Below are 16941 nucleotides of genomic sequence, written 5' to 3' on the forward strand. Positions count from 1 at the left end.
GTGGTTCGCCGCCGTCTCCACCCGGTGCAGGGGGCGCGGCAGGTGGTGGAAGAACCAGCTCAGCGGGCCCGGCATCGGCTGTGTCTCGTGGTGGTAGTCCAGACAGGTCAGCTTCCGCCAGCACGGGTCGCCGCGCCACTTGATCAGCCCGGCGCCCAGTTCGACCCGGAAGACGAGCCAGACCATCAGGTAGAGGCCGACCGTCGGCGGGGCGATGTCGTCGTTGCCCAGGAAGATCGCCAGGAACCCGGCCTCCAGCAGCAGTGACTCCCAGCCGAAGGCGTACCAGACCTGCCCGATGTTGACGATGGACAGGTACAGCAGCCACAGCACGGTCCACAGCGCCATCGAGCCCCACAGCGGCACCGCGTCGGCCGCGCCCGCCGCCACCGCCGCCGCCAGGGCCGCCCCCAGCCAGGCCACCGCGACGAACAGACGGTCGGAGTAGCGCAGGTGGAACAGGCTGGGGGCCCGGCGGAACGACACGACCCGCAGATACGCGGGCGCGGGCGTCAGGCCCCGCTCCCCGGCCAGGACCCGGAACTCGCGGACGGCCGAGAGGAACGCCACCAGATACACCACCGCCAGTCCCCGTTGCAGGACCAGGCGGCTCAGCCAGGCGTCGGGATGGGCGATCCAGTCCATGTCCCATCCGTACCACCGCGCCGGTCAGGCGGCGACTTTCTCCGACGCCGCGCACACCGCGAGCCCCACCACGGCCAGCACCACCCCGGCGAACACCTCGTACCCGTCCAGGAAACCGATCCGGTGCACCACCGTCCACGGCTCGAACCACTCCGCGAAGTGGTGCACGACGCTCCCCGCGCCCTGCAGGATCAGCAGCACGCCCACGGCCTCCAGGATCTTCTTCATGATCACAGGCTAGGAACGCCCCGCCCGGCCGGGCGTCGGCCGAAGGTATCGGCCGGTGCGACTTCGGTAGCGTCCCCGCCGTCAGCCGGCGCGTCACCCGGACGGGCGGCAGTAGATTCCGGGCATGGGCCGCCTCCTCCCCCCGCCCCGCCCGGTTCCCGGCCGCGGCAGGCGGGACGTGATCGTCGACATCACCCTCATCGTGCTGGCCGCCGGGTTCAGCGTTCTCACCTCCGGCGTCCTGGTCGGCGAGACCCACGACTCGGCCGGGGCGCTGATCGCCGACCAGGTCGTGGCGGGCTTGGCGTGCGGCGCGCTGTGGTGGCGCCGGAGCCGGCCGGTCCCGCTGGCGCTGGCCGTCCTCGTCGTCGGCGTCCCCTCGCACTTCATGGCCGGGCCCGCCGTCGTCTCCTTCTTCACCGTCGCCGTGCACTGCCGCCCCCGGACGGTCGTCCTCCTCGCCGGCCTGGTGGCGGCGCTGATGCCCCTCTCGCTCGCCGCCCGGCCCGAGTCGCGCGTCTCCGACGCCGCCGCCGTGCTGTTCGAGACCGTGGTGCTCTCCGCCGTGATCGGCTGGGGCCTGACCGTCCGCTACCGGCGGCGGCTGCTGGCCTCCCTCTACGAGCAGGCCCAGCGCAGCACCCGCGAGGCCATCGCCCGCGAGATGCACGACGTCCTGGCCCACCGCCTGTCGCTGCTGAGCATCCACGCGGGCGCGCTGGAGTACCACCCCGACGCCCCGCCGGAGGAGATACGGCGCGCCGCCGGAGTGATCCGGGCCAGCGCGCACCTGGCACTGGAGGAACTGCGCGACGTCATCGGCGTGCTGCGCGCCGGTCCCGGCGGCCCCGGCACCCCGCCCGGACCCGAGGGCGACCGCCCGCAGCCCACCCTCGCGGACCTGGCGCGGCTGGCCGAGGAGTCCCGCCGGGCGGGCGCGCCCGTGCTGCTCGACCAGCGGATCGGGTCGGCCGCCGACGTCCCGGCCGCCACCGGACGCACCGCCTACCGGGTCGTGCAGGAGGGCCTGACCAACGCCCGCAAGCACGCGCCCGGCGCCGAGGCCCGGGTGACGGTCGGCGGCGCGCCGGGCCGGGGGCTGACCGTCGAGATCCGCAACCGTCCCGGCGCCCGTCCCGGCGAGCGCATCCCCGGTGCCGGGCAGGGGCTGACCGGCCTCGCGGAGCGGGTCTCCCTCGCCGGGGGCAGCCTCGAACACGGCCGGACCGGGGGCGACTTCCTGCTGCGCGCCTGGCTACCGTGGCCCGCATGACCATCCGCGTGCTCCTCGTCGAGGAGGAGTGAACCCTTGCACACGTAGGGCGTGACCTGCGGGTTTCCGGTCTGGAAGCCGTTGCGCTCCCGGCGTGGTGAGGGGGATCACCGACGACCGGGGACGTGATCACGTCATGCCGAGCGAGCACGCTTGCACGATCTGCGGCCAGGTGGAGCCGAACGCCATCGACCTGTACACGCGCAAGTCGAAGCGGCTGAAGAAGGACGACCACCGCAGGGAACAGAGCACCGATGCGCAGCGGGAGCAGGGGCACCGTTGGGCGCACCGGAACGGGTATGCCGTCCGGAAGGTGTGGAAGGACATTCAGAGCGCTTTCAAGGACGTGAAGCGTTCGGATTTCGACCGGGCGTTGAGGGCGCTGGCCCAGGCGGAGGTTCCCGCCCTGTGGGCGTACGCGATCGACCGGTTCAGCCGCAAGGGTGCGGAAGACCTGTTGAAGGTGATCGGCAAGGCGCGGGTCATCTTCGATATGGACGGCCTTGACTCGAACGAGTCGCGGGACCGCCGCTGGATTATCAACCGGGCCGAGGAAGCGCGGGAATACTCGGAGCAGTTGTCACAGCGGGTGTGTGACACGAAGGCCGAGCAGCGCGACAAGGGTTTGTGGGTTGCCGGGCGTCCGCCGTGGGGCTTCAAGGTCACGCGGGACCGCTATCTGTACCCGGATGACACTCCGGCCGCCGAGGGGTTCATGTCCCGCGCTGAGGTGGTGCGGGAGATATTCCGCAGGGTCGCGGAAGAGGGGGCATCGACCCGGGATATCGTGCGGTGGCTCGATGGGGCCGGGGTTCCCGGGCCGGGCGGGAAGGGCTGGAGCTACACCTACGTTTCGGGGATGCTGCGTCACCCGGCGTATGTGGGCTGGCAGATGGTGCGGGACAAGGGCAGGCGCCCCGTTTATCGCAACGAGAAGGGGCAGCGCGTCAAGCTGATCGGGAAGAACGGCAAGCCTATTGCGCTGGTGACTGAGGACATGCAGCGCCGGGCGCTTGCCACTCTGCAAGGGCTGATTGCAACGCGCACGCTCAAGCCCTGCACACCGAAGCGGGACACCAGCCCCAAGCATCTGCTGACCGGGCTGACCCGGTGCGCCGGGTGTGGGCATTCGATGCCGCATCAGGGGCGGTCGTATCAGTGCGCGGCTGTTATCGGGGCGCGGACGTGCCCAGCGCGGGCGGGTGCGCGCGATCACCGGTTGGAAGAGTACGTCTTTACCAAGTGGCTTGCGCGGCTTTCAGCATCGGAGCTTGACGACCCGATCGTGTTGGCTGTCTCGGAGCGCTGGGCGGCTCGTGTGAAGCCGGAGGAGACCGAGGAGGAGCAGGCCGCGCGTGCGGTGCTGCGGGCTGCTGAGGCGGACCTTAAGCGGCTCCTGGACGACCGCCAGGCGGGCGTCTATGACGGGCCTGCCGCGCGGTATTTCGGGCCGATGCTGAAAGACGCTACTTCGGCTGTGGAATCCGCGCGGGAAGCAGTGGCGCGCTATACCCCCGATGGTCCGTTGAGCCTGCCGTTCGCCAGCCTGGACCGTGAGGAGTTGATAGCCGCGTGGGAGGCGGCGGACTTGCCGATGAAGCGTGACCTGCTGCGGTTGGCGATCAACCGCGTGACGATCGTCAAGGCTCGCGCGCAGGGGGTGAAGTTCGACGGGGACGCCCGCGTGACGATCGAGTGGGCCGAGCCCGCCGAGCCCGCCGAGTCTGACGGCAGCGCGGGCCAGGAAGCTTTGGCGATGGCGGCCTGACGCGCGCCTGAGCCGTTCGCGGCCCGTCTCCGGGAGTTGGTCCGGGGGCGGGCCGTTCGCCTGTCTGGGGGGCGCTCAGGGAGCCGCCGCGCTCCCCGCTGCGGCGAGGGGCACGGAGGGCTGCGGCGGCGCGGGGAAATCGTCATCGCCTGGTGGCTTGCTGACCAGGGCTGTTACTTATTTCGATGACGAATGACACTTGTTCCTATCCACGTACAACAACAAGAAGCCCTGCTATCTGCTGTCCTGCCCCGGTGTGGGGTCGCCCCGAACACCGTCAACACGTCACCGAATTCGTCACAGGCCGGGGAGTGGGCACGTGGGGTACTACGAGCGGGAGAACTGGGCGGAGCGCTGCGAGCAGTGCGGCGGCCCGCTGAACGAGCGGCAGGAGCGCTATTGTTCCGCTCGATGCCGGCAGGCCGCCTACCGTGCGCGGAAGATTCCGGGGCGGAAAGAGCGGGAATGGAAGACGTGCCCGCTGTGCGGGGAACTCTTTGAAGTCACCCGCCCGGGAAAGAAGTTCTGCGACTACTGGGACGAGGCGGAAGCCGACTGCAAAGCCGCACAGGACGACTTGGAAGAGGCTGCCGAAGAAGCCGCACAAGCACGGCAGAACGCGGTGTGCGAGAACTGCGGCGAGCCTGCCGGATGGTCGGGCCGTGGCCGACCGCGCCGCTACTGCTCGAACCGCTGCAAGACAGCAGCGTACCGGCACAGAAAAGCCGCTGAGGCCGCGCAACGATAGTCCGGGAACCCGTTGCGCTCCCATCCCCGGTGAGGACCGTACGAGCGCGGGGAGCTTCGCGCTTCGCAGTGAAGGAGGCCCATTGACTGACTATGACGACCTTGATCAGCGCGTGGGGCGCATGGTCTATCTCGCCAACGGCACCGATGAACAATGGCACGACGAATCGGCGCCCCAATCCGCGCACGACGCGTGGGAAACGTGGCAGGAAGCACTAGAACGCGTCCAGGAACTCGAAGACGAGTTCACCGAACTCCGCGCGAAGGCAGCGCGCCAGCGTGAGGACCAGCGCCGGGCGCATCTGGAGCACGCGCGGGGCGGCCCGAAACCCAAGCCGTTCAAGCCGGTCGATTACGACACCATGCGACTGGACAAGGCGTACGAGATCGAGGCCGCAATATCCGTCGCGGACCAGGCCCGCTATGCCTACCGCACTCTTGCCAAAGATCCCGAGATGCTGCGGGAATGGCGCGCTGCGCTTCTCGCTGAATTCGAGGGAGCGCAGGAAAGGGCCCGGCAGAAATTCATTGCCGCAGAGAACGCGTATTCGTCCTGGCGAATCACGATCTGGCGTCTCGGTATGGTGACCCGGCAGCTCAACAAGAATGTCTACTCGCCGACTGGACGAGACTTCCAGAGGTTCAGGGAAGAGACGCAACGGGGTTGGGACGCATTGCGGCGGGCGGTCAACACCGTTGATCCGGTGGAATCCGGACGGTGGGCCGCGATGAGTGATGCAGAATTGACCGCCAATCCGCCGATGTGGGAACGCGAGCGAATGTCCCGCGACCATCCGTCGAGCGATGCCTACTTGGAATTGCAGGCGATCGAACTTCGCGAACGGTCGGCAGGTGAGGTGATCTCGTCATTCATCGTGCCTGCCAGCATGAAACCAGAAACAGCACGCAAGCTGCGTCCCTCCGTTCACGGGCTCATTCGCGAGCAGTGAAACCGCGCACAAAGGGGTGGGGTATGACCCCCGAAGGGCGACCTTCCGGACCGCAAGCGTATAGCAGCTCAGAACCGATGCACTGCTTAGAGGTCTGTTTTCCTGTCGCCGAAGGAGGTGTCCGAATTGGCGAGCGATGATGCCCCGGAATCGCTCGGCCCGGGAGGGCGCGCGCTCTGGGAGTCAATCACTCGGGATCTGGAATTGCGCCCGGATGAACGTGCGCTGTTGAAAGAGGCCGCGCGGACTCAGGATGTGGTGGACGCGCTGTCCGCCGCCTTGGAGAAACACGGTCCGCTTTCGGAAGGCTCGAAAGGGCAACTGCGCGTCTCGCCCATTGTGGGGGAGCTGCGGCAGCAGCGGCTCACGCTCGTGCGTCTGCTGGGCGCCTTGGGCATTCCAGAGGGCGAATACGAGGCCCGGCCGGTGACCACGACCAACCGGGCCCGGAAGGCCGCCGCCGCACGCTGGGCGGCGCGTCATGGCTAGACAGAAGAAGCGGCGGACGCTCACCAATGCTGAGGAAATCCCGGAGCGTTACCGGAATCTCAGAATGGCCGACTATCGCGACGTAGTAGAACAGAGCCTTACCGAACGTCCGGGGGACACACTCAGCGCGGGCATGGCGGTATTCTTCGCACACTGCCACGATAAGCACGCTTGGGCGGACGCTGCTGGAATACCCCGAGACTGGGAAACCCGCTCACGCCTGCTACCCGCACATGCTCCGGATTTCCAGTGGATAGCCGACGAATTCGGCACGGCACCGGTCCCCATCGCGGCCCGCCGCAAGCACCTCGGAACAGGATAAGCGAAAGCCCCGCCCCGCGCCGTGACTGGCGCCGGGCGGGGCCTTTAGGTTCCTGGTTACTCTATGCAATCTAATTAAGTGGCGTCGAACTCGCCACTTTTGAGAGCCGAGAGGAAGCCCGACCAGCCCCGTGCTGAGAAAACCAGCGCCGGGCCTTGCGGAATCTTGCTGTCGCGCACAGGCAGAACCCCAGGAATTCCGTCGGCGACCTCGATGCAGTCTTGATTCTCTGAACCGCTGTAGCTCGACTTTCGCCATGAGGTAAGAGCGGAAGCGTCAGGGAGACGGTTCAATATCATTTGCCGTACTCTTTCAGGTAGCCACGAATCACTTCGAGGGATTCAGGTTCAGAGAGCGCCTTTGAGCATGCCATTTCAAATAGCTGGACCAGCTCAACGACCCTCTTCGGTGATTCTACTGGGTGACCCGTCTTGAAGCTCTCGACTAGGCCGACCTCTGTGCCGTTTTTCAGAGACAGTAGGGTGAGGCTTCCGCCCAGCATGGAGTGAAGCCCCTGTTCAAACGGAAGCACTTGAACCGTGATGTTGGGTTTCTCTACAACTTGCGTCAGATGTTCAATCTGCGCGGCCATGCATGCGTTGTCCGGGGTGGGGCGCCTTAGTGCTGCTTCATCCATGATTGCCCAATAAAGTGGAGGTTCGGCCGCCTCGAAAATGCGCTTGCGTTTCATTCGGGCAGCAGCTCGTGAATGAAGCTCATCCTCCGATTCGCTGATCCGGCCCGACCGGAATAGCTCGCGTGCGTAGTCCTCGGTCTGGAGTAGGCCGGGAATGATGCTGCTGGTGAATACTCGGATACGGATAGCATCCTTCTCTTTGCTCACCACAGCCCGGCTGTAGTCGGCAATGAGCGAGTCTTGCGCCATTTCCAAGAGATCCGAGAAGAGATCTCCGGTGCCGAAATGAGAATCAAGCGCGTCTGCGAAAGGTTCCGATGGTAGCTGTTCCCCATGCTCTACCCTGCTGATGTATGAATGCGGATAACCTACTTGATCAGCGAGTGCACGGAGCGACAGCTTCGCGTCAGTTCGTAAGCGGTTGAGCGTCTTCCCCAGCATCCCGCGTGGCGTTACCTTTCCCTCAGCGTCGTTGAGTTCCATCGCTCGAATCTACCTCCAACTCGCTGTTCACTGCGGGGGTTTGGTACCAGCCCAGGCGTGTACTGGCTGCCTTCGGCCGGTAATGCTGGTAAGCGGCCGGTCCGTTGGGGACCGGCGCCAGACGCTCGCCCCCTGTTGGACGCACCGGTATCGGGCACCACCTCGGTTCCCTTAAGCCCGGCAGGGGGCGGGTTACCCCACGAGAGCGCAGGCCACACACAGAGAACCCCCGCAACGCTGCGAACGTCCGGGGGCGTGGCCGACGCTGGATAGGAGCGTCAACATGAAGGAGCGTACCGCCCGATCGGTGACCCGGGCGTGCCCCCGGGCGGCGGTGTTTGCCCGACCGGAACTCTTCGGCCACCTGGAAACGGAGACGGAGCGGTGACCGCCTCGTCTCAGCCTGCCGGGGGGGCCGGAGGGCAGGGACAGCAGGGGGAACACCCGGGCGACGCAACCGAGGTCCGAGACGGCCTCCGCGACATCTTCGCGCGTCTTGGAGTCGGAGCCGCCGTCCAGGTCGGCACGGTGGGCATTCAACGCAGCGTCGTGATAAGCGCGTTGAGCGTTGGTGACGCCTTCAAGCTGGTGCAGGCGCTCGCCGGGGCCGACAGGACGCCGCCGACCCCGGGCAGGGGGCGCCGGCCGTGAGCGACTGCACGCACCCCGAGTTGGAGAAGCGCAAGGACGGCGGCACGTACTGCACGAGCTGCGATCGCCAGATCTACCTGGCCCGGGTGATCGGGTGATCAAGCAGACAACCGCCGAGGGGGTTTGCCCCGGCGATGTGGTCGTAATCGACCGGCGTTGGTACCGGGTCAACGAGACGACGACCGACCATGCCACCAGCGTCCGTCTTCGGTTCACCACCGGGGAGCGGATAACGGTCCGTCGAACAACCCGGGTCCAGGTCTATCGGGACGACCCCGCGCCGTCCCCGGAAGGGAAGGAGGCGGAACGATGACCACCAAGGCCGAGGCGGAACACCTCCCCGAATACGGGGACTTGAGCCCGAGGCAACAGGGCGGCATCGCTTGCGCCCGGTGCGGACGTGACCTCTACGACTCGTGGCGCGAACTGGGGGTCATAGAACGCCGCTGGGGTCCGCACGTGTCGGAGTTCAAGTTGTTCGTCTGTGCCACGCCCTGCAAGCCGAGGGTCATTCCGAAACGGCCGACCGTAGGTCAGCGGTCCGCAACTCTCCAGAACAAGGCTTAAAGAAGGAGGTGAGCAATGCGCAAGGTAATCGTTAGCCCATTCCTTGACGGATTCCTAGCCGTCCGCCCCGGCAACGCGGCAGGAATCCGCTTGCCAGAAAGTCACTACAGCGAACTTCGCTCGCTGTCCGGCACCGAATCCCCGTGCCCTGCATGGCTTGTCAACGCCGCCGATAATGCGTGGGGGCTCGATCTCGGACAGGAGCCTGCCAGCCGTGCCTTGCTCGTCCGCGAACCGTCCGAATACGGATTCGGGCGGGCGAGCTGGGAAATCAATCTCGGCTGCAACTTCGCGTGCAAGCATTGCTATCTGGGACTCAAGGAGTTCGCTGGACTCCCCTGGGAGCAGAAGGTGAAGCTACTCGACATTATGCGAGATTCCGGGGTCCTCTGGCTCCAAATCACCGGCGGCGAACCGACGATCGACCGGCATTTCCAGGATGCCTACCGGTACGCCGCCTCTCTCGGAATGATGCTTACGGTTTCGACCAACGCATCTCGCCTGTGGGAATCCTCGCTTCTCGCCATGTTCGAGCAGTATCCGGCATACCGCATTGTCGTCAGTGTCTACGGGGCGACGGAGGCCAGCTTTGACGGCCTGACCCAACGGCGCGGAGCCTGGAACAATTTCCAGCGCGGTATGGCCGCAGCGCGCGAGGCAGGACTACCTGTCCGCTTGAACATCGTCGTGACGGAAGACAGTGCCCATGAGGTTAACGCCATGGTCGCCATGGCAGAAGAGTGGGGACTGATCCATCACGTCTACACCAACATGACGCCGACCATCTACGGCGGCCCGGAATCCCTGTTGGCCCAGTCCAGCGGGCATCTCCGCGATCGGTCCCCTTTCCAGGGCTGCAATGCCGGTCACACGTTCTTCCACGCCGACCCACACGCCAAGGTCAGTATCTGTAAAGTCGGTCGAGACGATCAGATCGACCTCATGGCCGAGGGAATTGAAGGGCTGCGCCGACTTCCCGGCGTGGCTGACAAATTGATGCTTCGCACCGGGGGCTGCACCGGTTGCCAGTTGTCCGGCTCCTGTCTCGTGTGCCGTCCGCTGGCAAAGCAGTTCCAGGAGGCGAAGGCACCACTCCGTAACTACTGCCAACACGGGCAACCCAAGAAGGAGGCAACAACCGCATGAGCGCTGTTCCCGTGACCATTCTTCCGGGCCCACCGAAGACGCGCCCGGAACTCTCCGAAACGCTCGTGGCGACGCCGAGCGTCGTTATCGAGTCCGACATGGACGATCTTATGAGCGGCATCGCCTGCTCGTGCGCCGCCGGGGACGACAACCCCCACTGACGCCAACCCCTCACTGACCGCGCCCTGACCAGCCACGGGCCCCGGCGTTCCGGCGTCGGGGTCCGTGGCATGTGGGAGCCGAGTAGTCTGCGGGCCATGCGACTCCGTTGGGACTGGCTTCGACCGGTGGTAACCGTTCCCTTCGTGCCGACCCTCGGCCCCGTGCACCCTTCGGTATTCACCGATGACCTGTTCACGCACACACTTATGGTCGCGTCCAGCCGCCGATTTCTCGTCTACGACAAAGACGCGCGCTGGTCCGCGACCAAGGAAGAACACATTCTCGTTGACGAGATCATTCATTCTCTGGGGGAGACCCTGATTCCCACGATCTCCCGCCGTGGTCGCGGAGTGGTCAAGGTCCACGTGTACAGCGCCCGCCCGGAAAGCTTCCTGATGGCTACCGAGCTTGCCCAGAAAATCAGCTCGGTCCACAACGTGGCCAAAGCCCGTATCGTGGGCTTCCTTGGCCCCGAAGCCATCCCCGGACGCGGAGTCCGAATTCAGTTGAAAGACTGCACCGAACCCTGCCCCGTCCCTGACGGACCTGTGAAGCCGTTCACCGAGTGGCCTCCCGGCGTCCGGCATAGCTTCGCGGAATTCGCGCGGGAGATGGCAGCGGACGGGTTCGCGTTCCTCTACGACCGTATGCGGGCGGGCAGCGTGGGCCCGGTCCTCGTAGCCACCGAGAGGGGCAAGGCGGTGGCCGCTATCGGGCCCATGGAAATCCGACCGGATGCCATCGGCGCCCCCCAACTCATGCCGCAATACTTCGGAGTCCTTCCCGAACACCGGGGGAAGGGGCTCGGGCGGCTGCTCTGGCGCGCCGCGATGCACTGGGGGAAAGTGCATGGGGCGGCTTACCAACTGCTGCAAACCGAAGTTGGCGGGGCATCGGACCGACTGTGCCAATCCGAAGGGCTCAAGTCACTGGGCTTTGTGTACTCGGAAAACGTCTAGCCGACACCCCGAACAGTCGGCCGGACAGCCGTGTGCCAGCCTGCCCGCAGGCCGGACACTTCAGTCACGCACTCGCACGCCGACCGCCCGAGACGCCCCGTCCGTGCGCTGCCCCCGTAGCGCACGGACGGGGCTTCCGCATGGGCGCACGCCTACCCTGAGGGCCATGACCGCGACGCGCCCCGGGGACCCCAACGTAAGATGTGTAAGAGTCCTCCTCGCCGACGACGATCCGCTGGTCCGGTCCGGGCTGCGTCTCATGCTCGGCGCCGCCGCCGACATCGAGGTCGCCGGGGAGGCCGCCGACGGCGCCGAGGTGGTGCCGCTGGTGCAGCGGCTCGCCCCCGACGTGGTGCTGATGGACATCCGCATGCCCGGCATGGACGGCCTCACCGCCACCGAGCGGCTGCGCGGCCTCGACCGGCCGCCCGAGGTGGTGATGCTGACCACCTTCAACGCCGACGACCACGTGCTGCGGGCGCTGCGCGCCGGGGCCGCCGGGTTCGTGCTGAAGGACACCCCGCCGGGCGAGATCGTCGAGGCCGTCCGGCGCGTGGCGGCGGGCGACCCGGTGCTGTCACCGGCCGTCACCCAGCGGCTCATCGACCACGTCACCGGCGCGACGCGCGGCGCCCGGGACGCGCGGGCCGCCCGGCGCCGGCTCGACGCCCTCAGCGAGCGGGAACGGGAGGTCGCCGTCGCCATCGGCCAGGGCAAGTCGAACGCCGAGATCGCCGCCGGTCTCTACATGAGCCTGCCGACGGTGAAGACGCATGTCTCGCGCATCCTCACCAAGCTGGGCCTCACCAACCGGGTGCAGATCGCCCTCCTCGCCTACGACGCCGGGCTGGCCGCCGGGGAATGACCGGGGAATCCCGGGCGCCCGCCGGTGTTGAACCCGGATGTGGAGAGCAACGACAGCGGGAACAGCCCGAACGGCGACGGCGACGGCACCCGCCTCGGCACCGGCGTGGCGGCACGGCTGCGCTCGGTGCGGTGGTCGGTCCTCGACCGGGCGCTGATCCGGCGCGGCCAGTCGCCCGCCGACGCCCTGCGGCAGACGGTCCGCTTCGCGCGGGAGGTCGAGGCGCTCGGCTACGGCAGGTTCTGGCTGGCGGAGCACCGCGGTGTGCCCGGCGTGGCCGGCGCGGCGCCGACCGTGCTGGCCGCCGCCGTGGCCTCGGCCACCACTCGCATCCGGGTCGGCACGGGCGGGGTGATGCTGCCCAACCACCGGCCGCTGGTCGTCGCCGAGCAGTTCGGCGTGCTGGAGTCGCTCTTCCCGGGCCGTATCGACATGGGGCTGGGCCGCTCGGTGGGTTTCACCGGCGCGGTCGGGGAGGCCCTGGGCGCGGGGAAGGACGCGGCGGACCGTTTCGGTGCACAGGTGGCCGAGCTGCTCCACTACTTCGACGACGACGACGACGGCGAGGGCGAGGGCCGGGTCGCCGCCGTGCCCGCGCGGGGCCTGCGGGTGCCCGCGTTCGTCCTTGCCGTCGGGGCGGGCGGCGCGATCGCCGCCGCACACGGGCTGCCGCTGGTGATGGCGCATCTGAGCGACGAGGACCGGATGCCGGCGGCGATCGACGGATACCGTGCCGCGTTCCGGCCCTCGGCGCGGAACGAGCGGCCCTACGTGGTGCTCGCGGTCAACGCGGCGGTCGCGGAGACCGCCGAGGAGGCCGCCCTCCTCCAGGTCCCGGAGGCGTGGGCCACCGCCTGGTCCCGCACCCGGGGCGTCTTCTCGCCGCTCGAACCGCCGGAGGAGATCCTGGCGCGGCCGATGACCGCACGCGAGCGGCGCTTGTTCGCCGAGGCCCGGAGCGGCCACGTGTACGGCGGCGAGGCGGAGACGGCCGCGCGTCTCGCCCGCCTGGCCGAACGCACCGGCGCCGACGAGATCCTCCTGACGCTCACCGCGCACGGCGACGCCGGCCGGCTCGACTCCTACCGCCGGCTGGCCCGCATCGCCGGACTCCCCGGCGGCGCCCGCGCCGCCCCGGCCCCGGCCGCCCGGGGCCGGTGACGTCACCGGGACACGACGCCGCGCGCGATGCCCAGCTCGACCAGGTCCTGCGGCCGGAGCCGGAGTTGCTCGGCCGTCTCCCGCACCTCGCCCGGGCCGCGTTTCAGTATCGAGACGGCCTTCTCCGGCACGATCACCGAGTAGTAGCTGTCCGCCGTCACCCAGGTGTGCCCGACGGAGGTGAGCGCCACGGCGCCGCCGGAGCCGCCCTCCCCGACCAGCAGCGTGGTGACGGGCGTCCGGCAGGCGGCCACGGCGGTGATCGTCTCCGCGATCGCCGCGCCCACGCCGTCCCGCTCGGCCTCCTCGTCGTTGGCCGCGCCCGGCGTGTCCACCAGCGTCAGCACCGGGATCGCCAGCCGGTCCGCCAGCCGGATCAGCCGCGTGGCCGCCCGGAACCCGGCCGGGCTGGTCGCCGTGCCGAGCTGCGCGACGTAGCCCACGCTGCGGCCCTCCCGCAGCCCGAACCCGCACAGGATGCCCGGGTCCGTGCTGGCCAGCGGCTCGCGGACGGTGAAGTACGACTCCAGATACGCCTCGGCGCGCGGCCGGTCCGCGGCCCTGGCCTGCTCGACGGCCTGCCAGCCGGTGTCCGGCAGCGGTACCGTGCGCAGGGCCCGCGGCGGCGGGACCGGGCCCGGCGCGGGGGCGGTCAGCAGCGCCAGCCAGCGCGCCACCACCTCCGGCACCTCGGCGGACGGCACGATCCGGTCCACCTGCCCGACGTCGAGCTGCCCCTCGGCCGTGTAGGGATACGGGTCGACGCCGTCCGGCCTGACCCGGGAGCCGGCGAACCCGACCTGGACCCCGGGCAGCGACACGCGGACGTCGGCGCCCGCGCCCAGCGTCGCCCAGCCGCCGCCGGTCACCGGCCCCGCCAGCACCGCGACGTGCGGCAGGCCGGCCGCCCGCAGCCGCACCATCTGCCGGGCTATCCGCTGAAGCTGGGTCAGGGCGTGCATGCCCTCCTGCATCCGGCTGCCGCCGCTGGCGATCAGCGAGACCACCGGCAGCGACAGGTCCCGGGCGGTGATGAACGCGTTCTCTATGCGCTCGCCGGTGCCCTGGCCGATCGACCCGCCGAGGAAGCCGAACTCGAACGCGATGACCACCGCCTCCGTGCCGCCGATGTCCGCGACGCCGCAGACCACCGACTCCGACTCGCCGGTCCGCTTCCTGGCCCGCGCCCTGCTGTCGGCGTACCCGGCCCAGCCGATCGGCCCGTCGGTGGCGGCGCCCGCGTCCCGGCCGGGCAGCTCGGTGAACTTCCCGGCCACCCAGGCGATCATGTCCCGCGCCGGGCCCGCCCAGCCGGACGCGGCCGGGGCCGTCACACCAGCTCCCGCTTGAGGATCTTGCCCATGTCGTTGCGCGGGAGGGCCGTCAGGAAACGGACCTCGCGCGGACGTTTGTGCGCGGCGAGCTGGCCCGCGACGTGGTCGGTGAGCTCCTGCGCGGACGGCGGGCTCGCGGCGTCGCGCGGCACGATCCAGGCGACGACGCGCTCGCCCAGGTCCGGGTCGGGCGCGGCGGTCACGGCGGCCTCCGCGACGCCGGGGTGGCCCAGCAGCGCGTTCTCGATCTCGCCGGCGCCGATCTTGTAGCCGCCGCTCTTGATGAGGTCGGTCGACTTCCGCCCCACGATCCGGTAACAGCCGGCCGCGTCCCGGGTCGCCATGTCGCCCGTGCGGAACCAGTCGCCGTCGAACGCCTCGGCGGTGGCGTCGGGACGGTTGAGGTACTCGGTGAACAGGTTCGGCCCGCGGACCTGGATCTCGCCCACCGTCTCGCCGTCGTCGGCGGTCAGCGGCTCCCCGGCGTCGTCGACCAGCCGTACCTCGACGCCCGGCAGCGGCACCCCGACCGTGCCGGTCGCGGGCGGCATGTCGGCGCGCACGCTGGTGTTCATCATGGTCTCCGTCATGCCGTACCGCTCGATCACGCGGCGGCCGGTCGCGGCCAGGATCCGCTCGTGGTCGGGCAGCGGCAGCGGCGCGGAGCCGGACACCAGCAGCCGGGCTCCGGCGAGCGCCGCCGCGAGCCGCGGGTCGCCGCCCGCGGCCTCGGCCAGCCGGTGATACATCGTCGGGACGCCGAAGAGGACGGTGCCGTCCCCGGCCAGGGCGTCGGCCACGCCCTCCGGGGAGAAACGGCCCAGGTGGTGCACGGTGCCGCCGCGCCGCAGCGGGCCGAGCACGCCCAGCACCAGGCCGTGCACGTGGAACAGCGGCAGTCCGTGGACCACCACGTCCCGGTCCGTCCACGCCCAGGCGTCGGCCAGCGCGTCCAGGGTGCGGGCGATGGCGCGGCGGGAGAGCACGACGCCCTTGGGCGGACCCGTCGTGCCCGAGGTGTAGACGATGAGCGCCGCCCGCTCCTCGTCGTCGGGCTCCTCGCCGGGTGCGTCCCCGGTGTCCCCGGTGTCCCCGGGCGGCCGGGCGTCGACGTCGAGACGGTCCAGGGCCGCCAGCGCGTCGGGCAGGACCGTGCCGCGCGGCGCCAGCACCAGGGTGGGCGCGCTGTCCCCGACGATGTGCGCCAGCTCGCGGGCCCCGATCCTGGGGTTGACCGGCACGGCGGGCACCCCGGCGAGCAGCGCCGCCACCACCGCGACGGCCGTCTCCGGCTCCGGCGTGGCCCACACGGCGACCCGCCGGTGGCCGGTGAGCCGCCGCGCCAGGGCGCCGGCCGCGCCGCGCAGCTCGCCGTAGCCGAGTATCTGACCGCCGAAGCGCAGCGCGGGCCGGGAGGACGCGCTGCCCAGGGCCGGGAACAGAGGGCTCATCTGCCTCATGCTAGAGCCTGGGTCGCCCGCCCGGCGGGGTCAGTCACCGTCCCCGGACTGTGGGAAGAATGACATGTACGCCTCGCTTGAATCGCCCAGGACGTGCGCGAACGGGCTGTCGAAGTACCAGATCAGGAACAGCAGGAACGTGATCAGCGCGCTGAACAGCCCGGCCAGGGCCAGCTCCCGGCCCGAGCGCTGGATCTGCAGCATGAAGACCATGCCGATCGTCACCGCGGCCCCCGCGATCAGCCCGGCCCACACCACGCCGGGCATGGTGGGCTGCGCGCTGTCGCCGCGCCCGGCGCGCGCCTCGTCCACGACGGCCACCTGGTCGGCCAGCCCCTGGTACGCCTGCGTCTCGCGCACGGTCTCCGGCTCGGGGGCCAGGACGGTGGTACGGAGCTGGGCGAGCAACTCGTCGCCGCGCTCCGTCAGTTCGCCGTGGTCCACCATGTGCGACCACTCCTCGCCCACCGTGTGGGCGACGTAGGCGGCGATGTCGGCCCGTATGGCGTCCCGTGTCTCCGCCGGGAAGACCGCGGCCCGCTCATCCATCTCGTGCAGCGCCTGCGCCTCGCGCCGCACCCACTCGGCCGCGGCGCCCTGGGCTTCCCAGACGCCCGCGATGGCCAGTCCCAGGACGATGGCGTACACCACGCCGATCATCATCGTCATGTACTCGATGACGTCGGGTGTTTCGGACGGGTCGTCGTCCTCGCCCACCCGGCGCTGCCGCAGCACCGCGGCGAGCACCACGACCGCGCAGGTCACCAGCACGGCGAAGGTCAGCACAAGCCATTCGGACACCGGAACCTCCTAGCGGGTCCCCGAGCGGGAGCCGGGACGGGAACGGGGGCGCAGCGCGGCGGCCGCGAGCACGGCGGGGGCGACGATCAGCAGCGTGCGGCCGACCAGCGAGCCGCCGGGATCGGGCGGGTCGCTGTCCGCCGGCAGCCGCACGGCGGCGGGCGGCTCGGACGGCGACGCCGAGGGGGACGGCGCCGCGGACGGCTCGGGCGCCGGGGTGGCGGGCGCCGAGGACTCGGGCTCGGGCGAGGGGGCAGGCGTGGGTGCCGAGGGCTCCGGCGTCGGGGCAGGGG

17 protein-coding genes and 1 pseudogene are annotated in these 16941 nt (G+C 69.4%); 10 read left to right on the forward strand and 8 right to left on the reverse strand.

The features are described from left to right. Both ACSNOC_RS23190 and ACSNOC_RS23195 read right to left on the reverse strand, forming a co-directional pair. Positions 1-645: lipase maturation factor family protein (locus ACSNOC_RS23190; RefSeq protein ID WP_436749491.1), on the reverse strand; the 645-nt coding region annotated here is incomplete at its 3' end. A gap of 24 nt (positions 646-669) precedes the next feature. Then, positions 670-873: a hypothetical protein gene (locus tag ACSNOC_RS23195; RefSeq protein ID WP_436749492.1), complete on the reverse strand. Its 204-nt coding sequence runs from the start codon at positions 871-873 to the stop codon at positions 670-672. Between the two features lie 124 nt (positions 874-997). Between ACSNOC_RS23195 and ACSNOC_RS23200 the strand changes: the two genes are divergently transcribed. The 5 genes from ACSNOC_RS23200 (at position 998) to ACSNOC_RS23220 (ending at position 6100) form a co-directional block, all read left to right on the forward strand. Beyond that, the gene (locus tag ACSNOC_RS23200) at positions 998-2146 is read left to right on the forward strand and encodes a sensor histidine kinase (RefSeq protein WP_436749493.1); all 1149 of its coding nucleotides are present in this window, start codon (positions 998-1000) and stop codon (positions 2144-2146) included. A 136-nt stretch (positions 2147-2282) separates the two neighbouring features. After that, the gene (locus ACSNOC_RS23205) at positions 2283-3914 is read left to right on the forward strand and encodes a recombinase family protein (protein ID WP_436749494.1); all 1632 of its coding nucleotides are present in this window, start codon (positions 2283-2285) and stop codon (positions 3912-3914) included. A gap of 319 nt (positions 3915-4233) precedes the next feature. Further along, positions 4234-4662 carry a hypothetical protein gene (locus ACSNOC_RS23210; protein ID WP_436749495.1) on the forward strand — a complete coding sequence of 143 codons (429 nt, stop codon included), beginning with the start codon at positions 4234-4236 and terminating at the stop codon, positions 4660-4662. Positions 4663-4744: 82 nt separating this feature from the next. After that, complete coding sequence (locus ACSNOC_RS23215) at positions 4745-5611, forward strand: hypothetical protein (protein ID WP_436749496.1); 867 nt, start codon at positions 4745-4747, stop codon at positions 5609-5611. Between the two features lie 126 nt (positions 5612-5737). Then, positions 5738-6100: a hypothetical protein gene (locus ACSNOC_RS23220; protein WP_436749497.1), complete on the forward strand. Its 363-nt coding sequence runs from the start codon at positions 5738-5740 to the stop codon at positions 6098-6100. Between the two features lie 396 nt (positions 6101-6496). Here the strand turns inward: ACSNOC_RS23220 and ACSNOC_RS23225 are convergent, their stop codons facing one another. Together ACSNOC_RS23225 and ACSNOC_RS23230 are read right to left on the reverse strand one after the other, a co-directional pair. Next, a complete protein-coding gene (locus tag ACSNOC_RS23225) occupies positions 6497-6721 on the reverse strand; it encodes a DUF397 domain-containing protein (RefSeq protein WP_436749498.1) in 225 nt (74 codons plus the stop codon). Then, a complete protein-coding gene (locus ACSNOC_RS23230; protein ID WP_436749499.1) occupies positions 6718-7542 on the reverse strand; it encodes a helix-turn-helix domain-containing protein in 825 nt (274 codons plus the stop codon). Before ACSNOC_RS23230 ends, ACSNOC_RS23225 begins: the two co-directional genes overlap by 4 nt. A 1233-nt stretch (positions 7543-8775) precedes the next feature. Here ACSNOC_RS23230 and ACSNOC_RS23235 point away from each other — a divergent pair. The 5 genes from ACSNOC_RS23235 (at position 8776) to ACSNOC_RS23255 (ending at position 13053) form a co-directional block, all read left to right on the forward strand. After that, positions 8776-9906 carry a radical SAM protein gene (locus ACSNOC_RS23235; RefSeq protein WP_436749500.1) on the forward strand — a complete coding sequence of 377 codons (1131 nt, stop codon included), beginning with the start codon at positions 8776-8778 and terminating at the stop codon, positions 9904-9906. Beyond that, positions 9903-10067, forward strand: coding sequence for a hypothetical protein (locus tag ACSNOC_RS23240; protein ID WP_436749501.1), 165 nt, complete (start codon positions 9903-9905; stop codon positions 10065-10067). The genes ACSNOC_RS23235 and ACSNOC_RS23240 overlap by 4 nt, the downstream gene beginning before the upstream one ends. A 144-nt stretch (positions 10068-10211) precedes the next feature. Next, positions 10212-11027, forward strand: a complete 816-nt coding sequence (locus ACSNOC_RS23245) for a GNAT family N-acetyltransferase (RefSeq protein ID WP_436749502.1) — start codon at positions 10212-10214, stop codon at positions 11025-11027. A 166-nt stretch (positions 11028-11193) separates the two neighbouring features. After that, entirely contained in the window at positions 11194-11892 is a 699-nt protein-coding gene (locus ACSNOC_RS23250; protein WP_436749503.1) for a response regulator transcription factor, read from the forward strand. Between the two features lie 105 nt (positions 11893-11997). Continuing rightward, on the forward strand, positions 11998-13053 hold the full coding sequence (locus ACSNOC_RS23255) for an MsnO8 family LLM class oxidoreductase (protein WP_436749506.1): 1056 nt from the start codon (positions 11998-12000) through the stop codon (positions 13051-13053). Positions 13054-13055: 2 nt separating this feature from the next. On the opposite strand, the gene ACSNOC_RS23260 is transcribed toward ACSNOC_RS23255, so the two are convergent. The 4 genes and pseudogenes from ACSNOC_RS23260 to ACSNOC_RS23275 all read right to left on the reverse strand — a co-directional run. After that, the gene (locus tag ACSNOC_RS23260) at positions 13056-14342 is read right to left on the reverse strand and encodes a carboxyl transferase domain-containing protein (RefSeq protein WP_436749507.1); all 1287 of its coding nucleotides are present in this window, start codon (positions 14340-14342) and stop codon (positions 13056-13058) included. A gap of 41 nt (positions 14343-14383) precedes the next feature. Then, positions 14384-15838 (reverse strand): acyl-CoA synthetase, encoded by a 1455-nt coding sequence (locus ACSNOC_RS23265; protein ID WP_436749504.1) that lies wholly within the window; start codon positions 15836-15838, stop codon positions 14384-14386. A 39-nt stretch (positions 15839-15877) separates the two neighbouring features. Then, on the reverse strand, positions 15878-16648 hold the full coding sequence (locus ACSNOC_RS23270) for a DUF4239 domain-containing protein (protein ID WP_436749505.1): 771 nt from the start codon (positions 16646-16648) through the stop codon (positions 15878-15880). Between the two features lie 9 nt (positions 16649-16657). Next, positions 16658-16941: pseudogene (locus ACSNOC_RS23275) on the reverse strand (hypothetical protein); the annotation flags it as partial.

This window comes from Streptomyces sp. URMC 129, from assembly GCF_051386415.1.
In the GTDB taxonomy this organism is placed as follows: Bacteria; Actinomycetota; Actinomycetes; order Streptomycetales; family Streptomycetaceae; genus Streptomyces.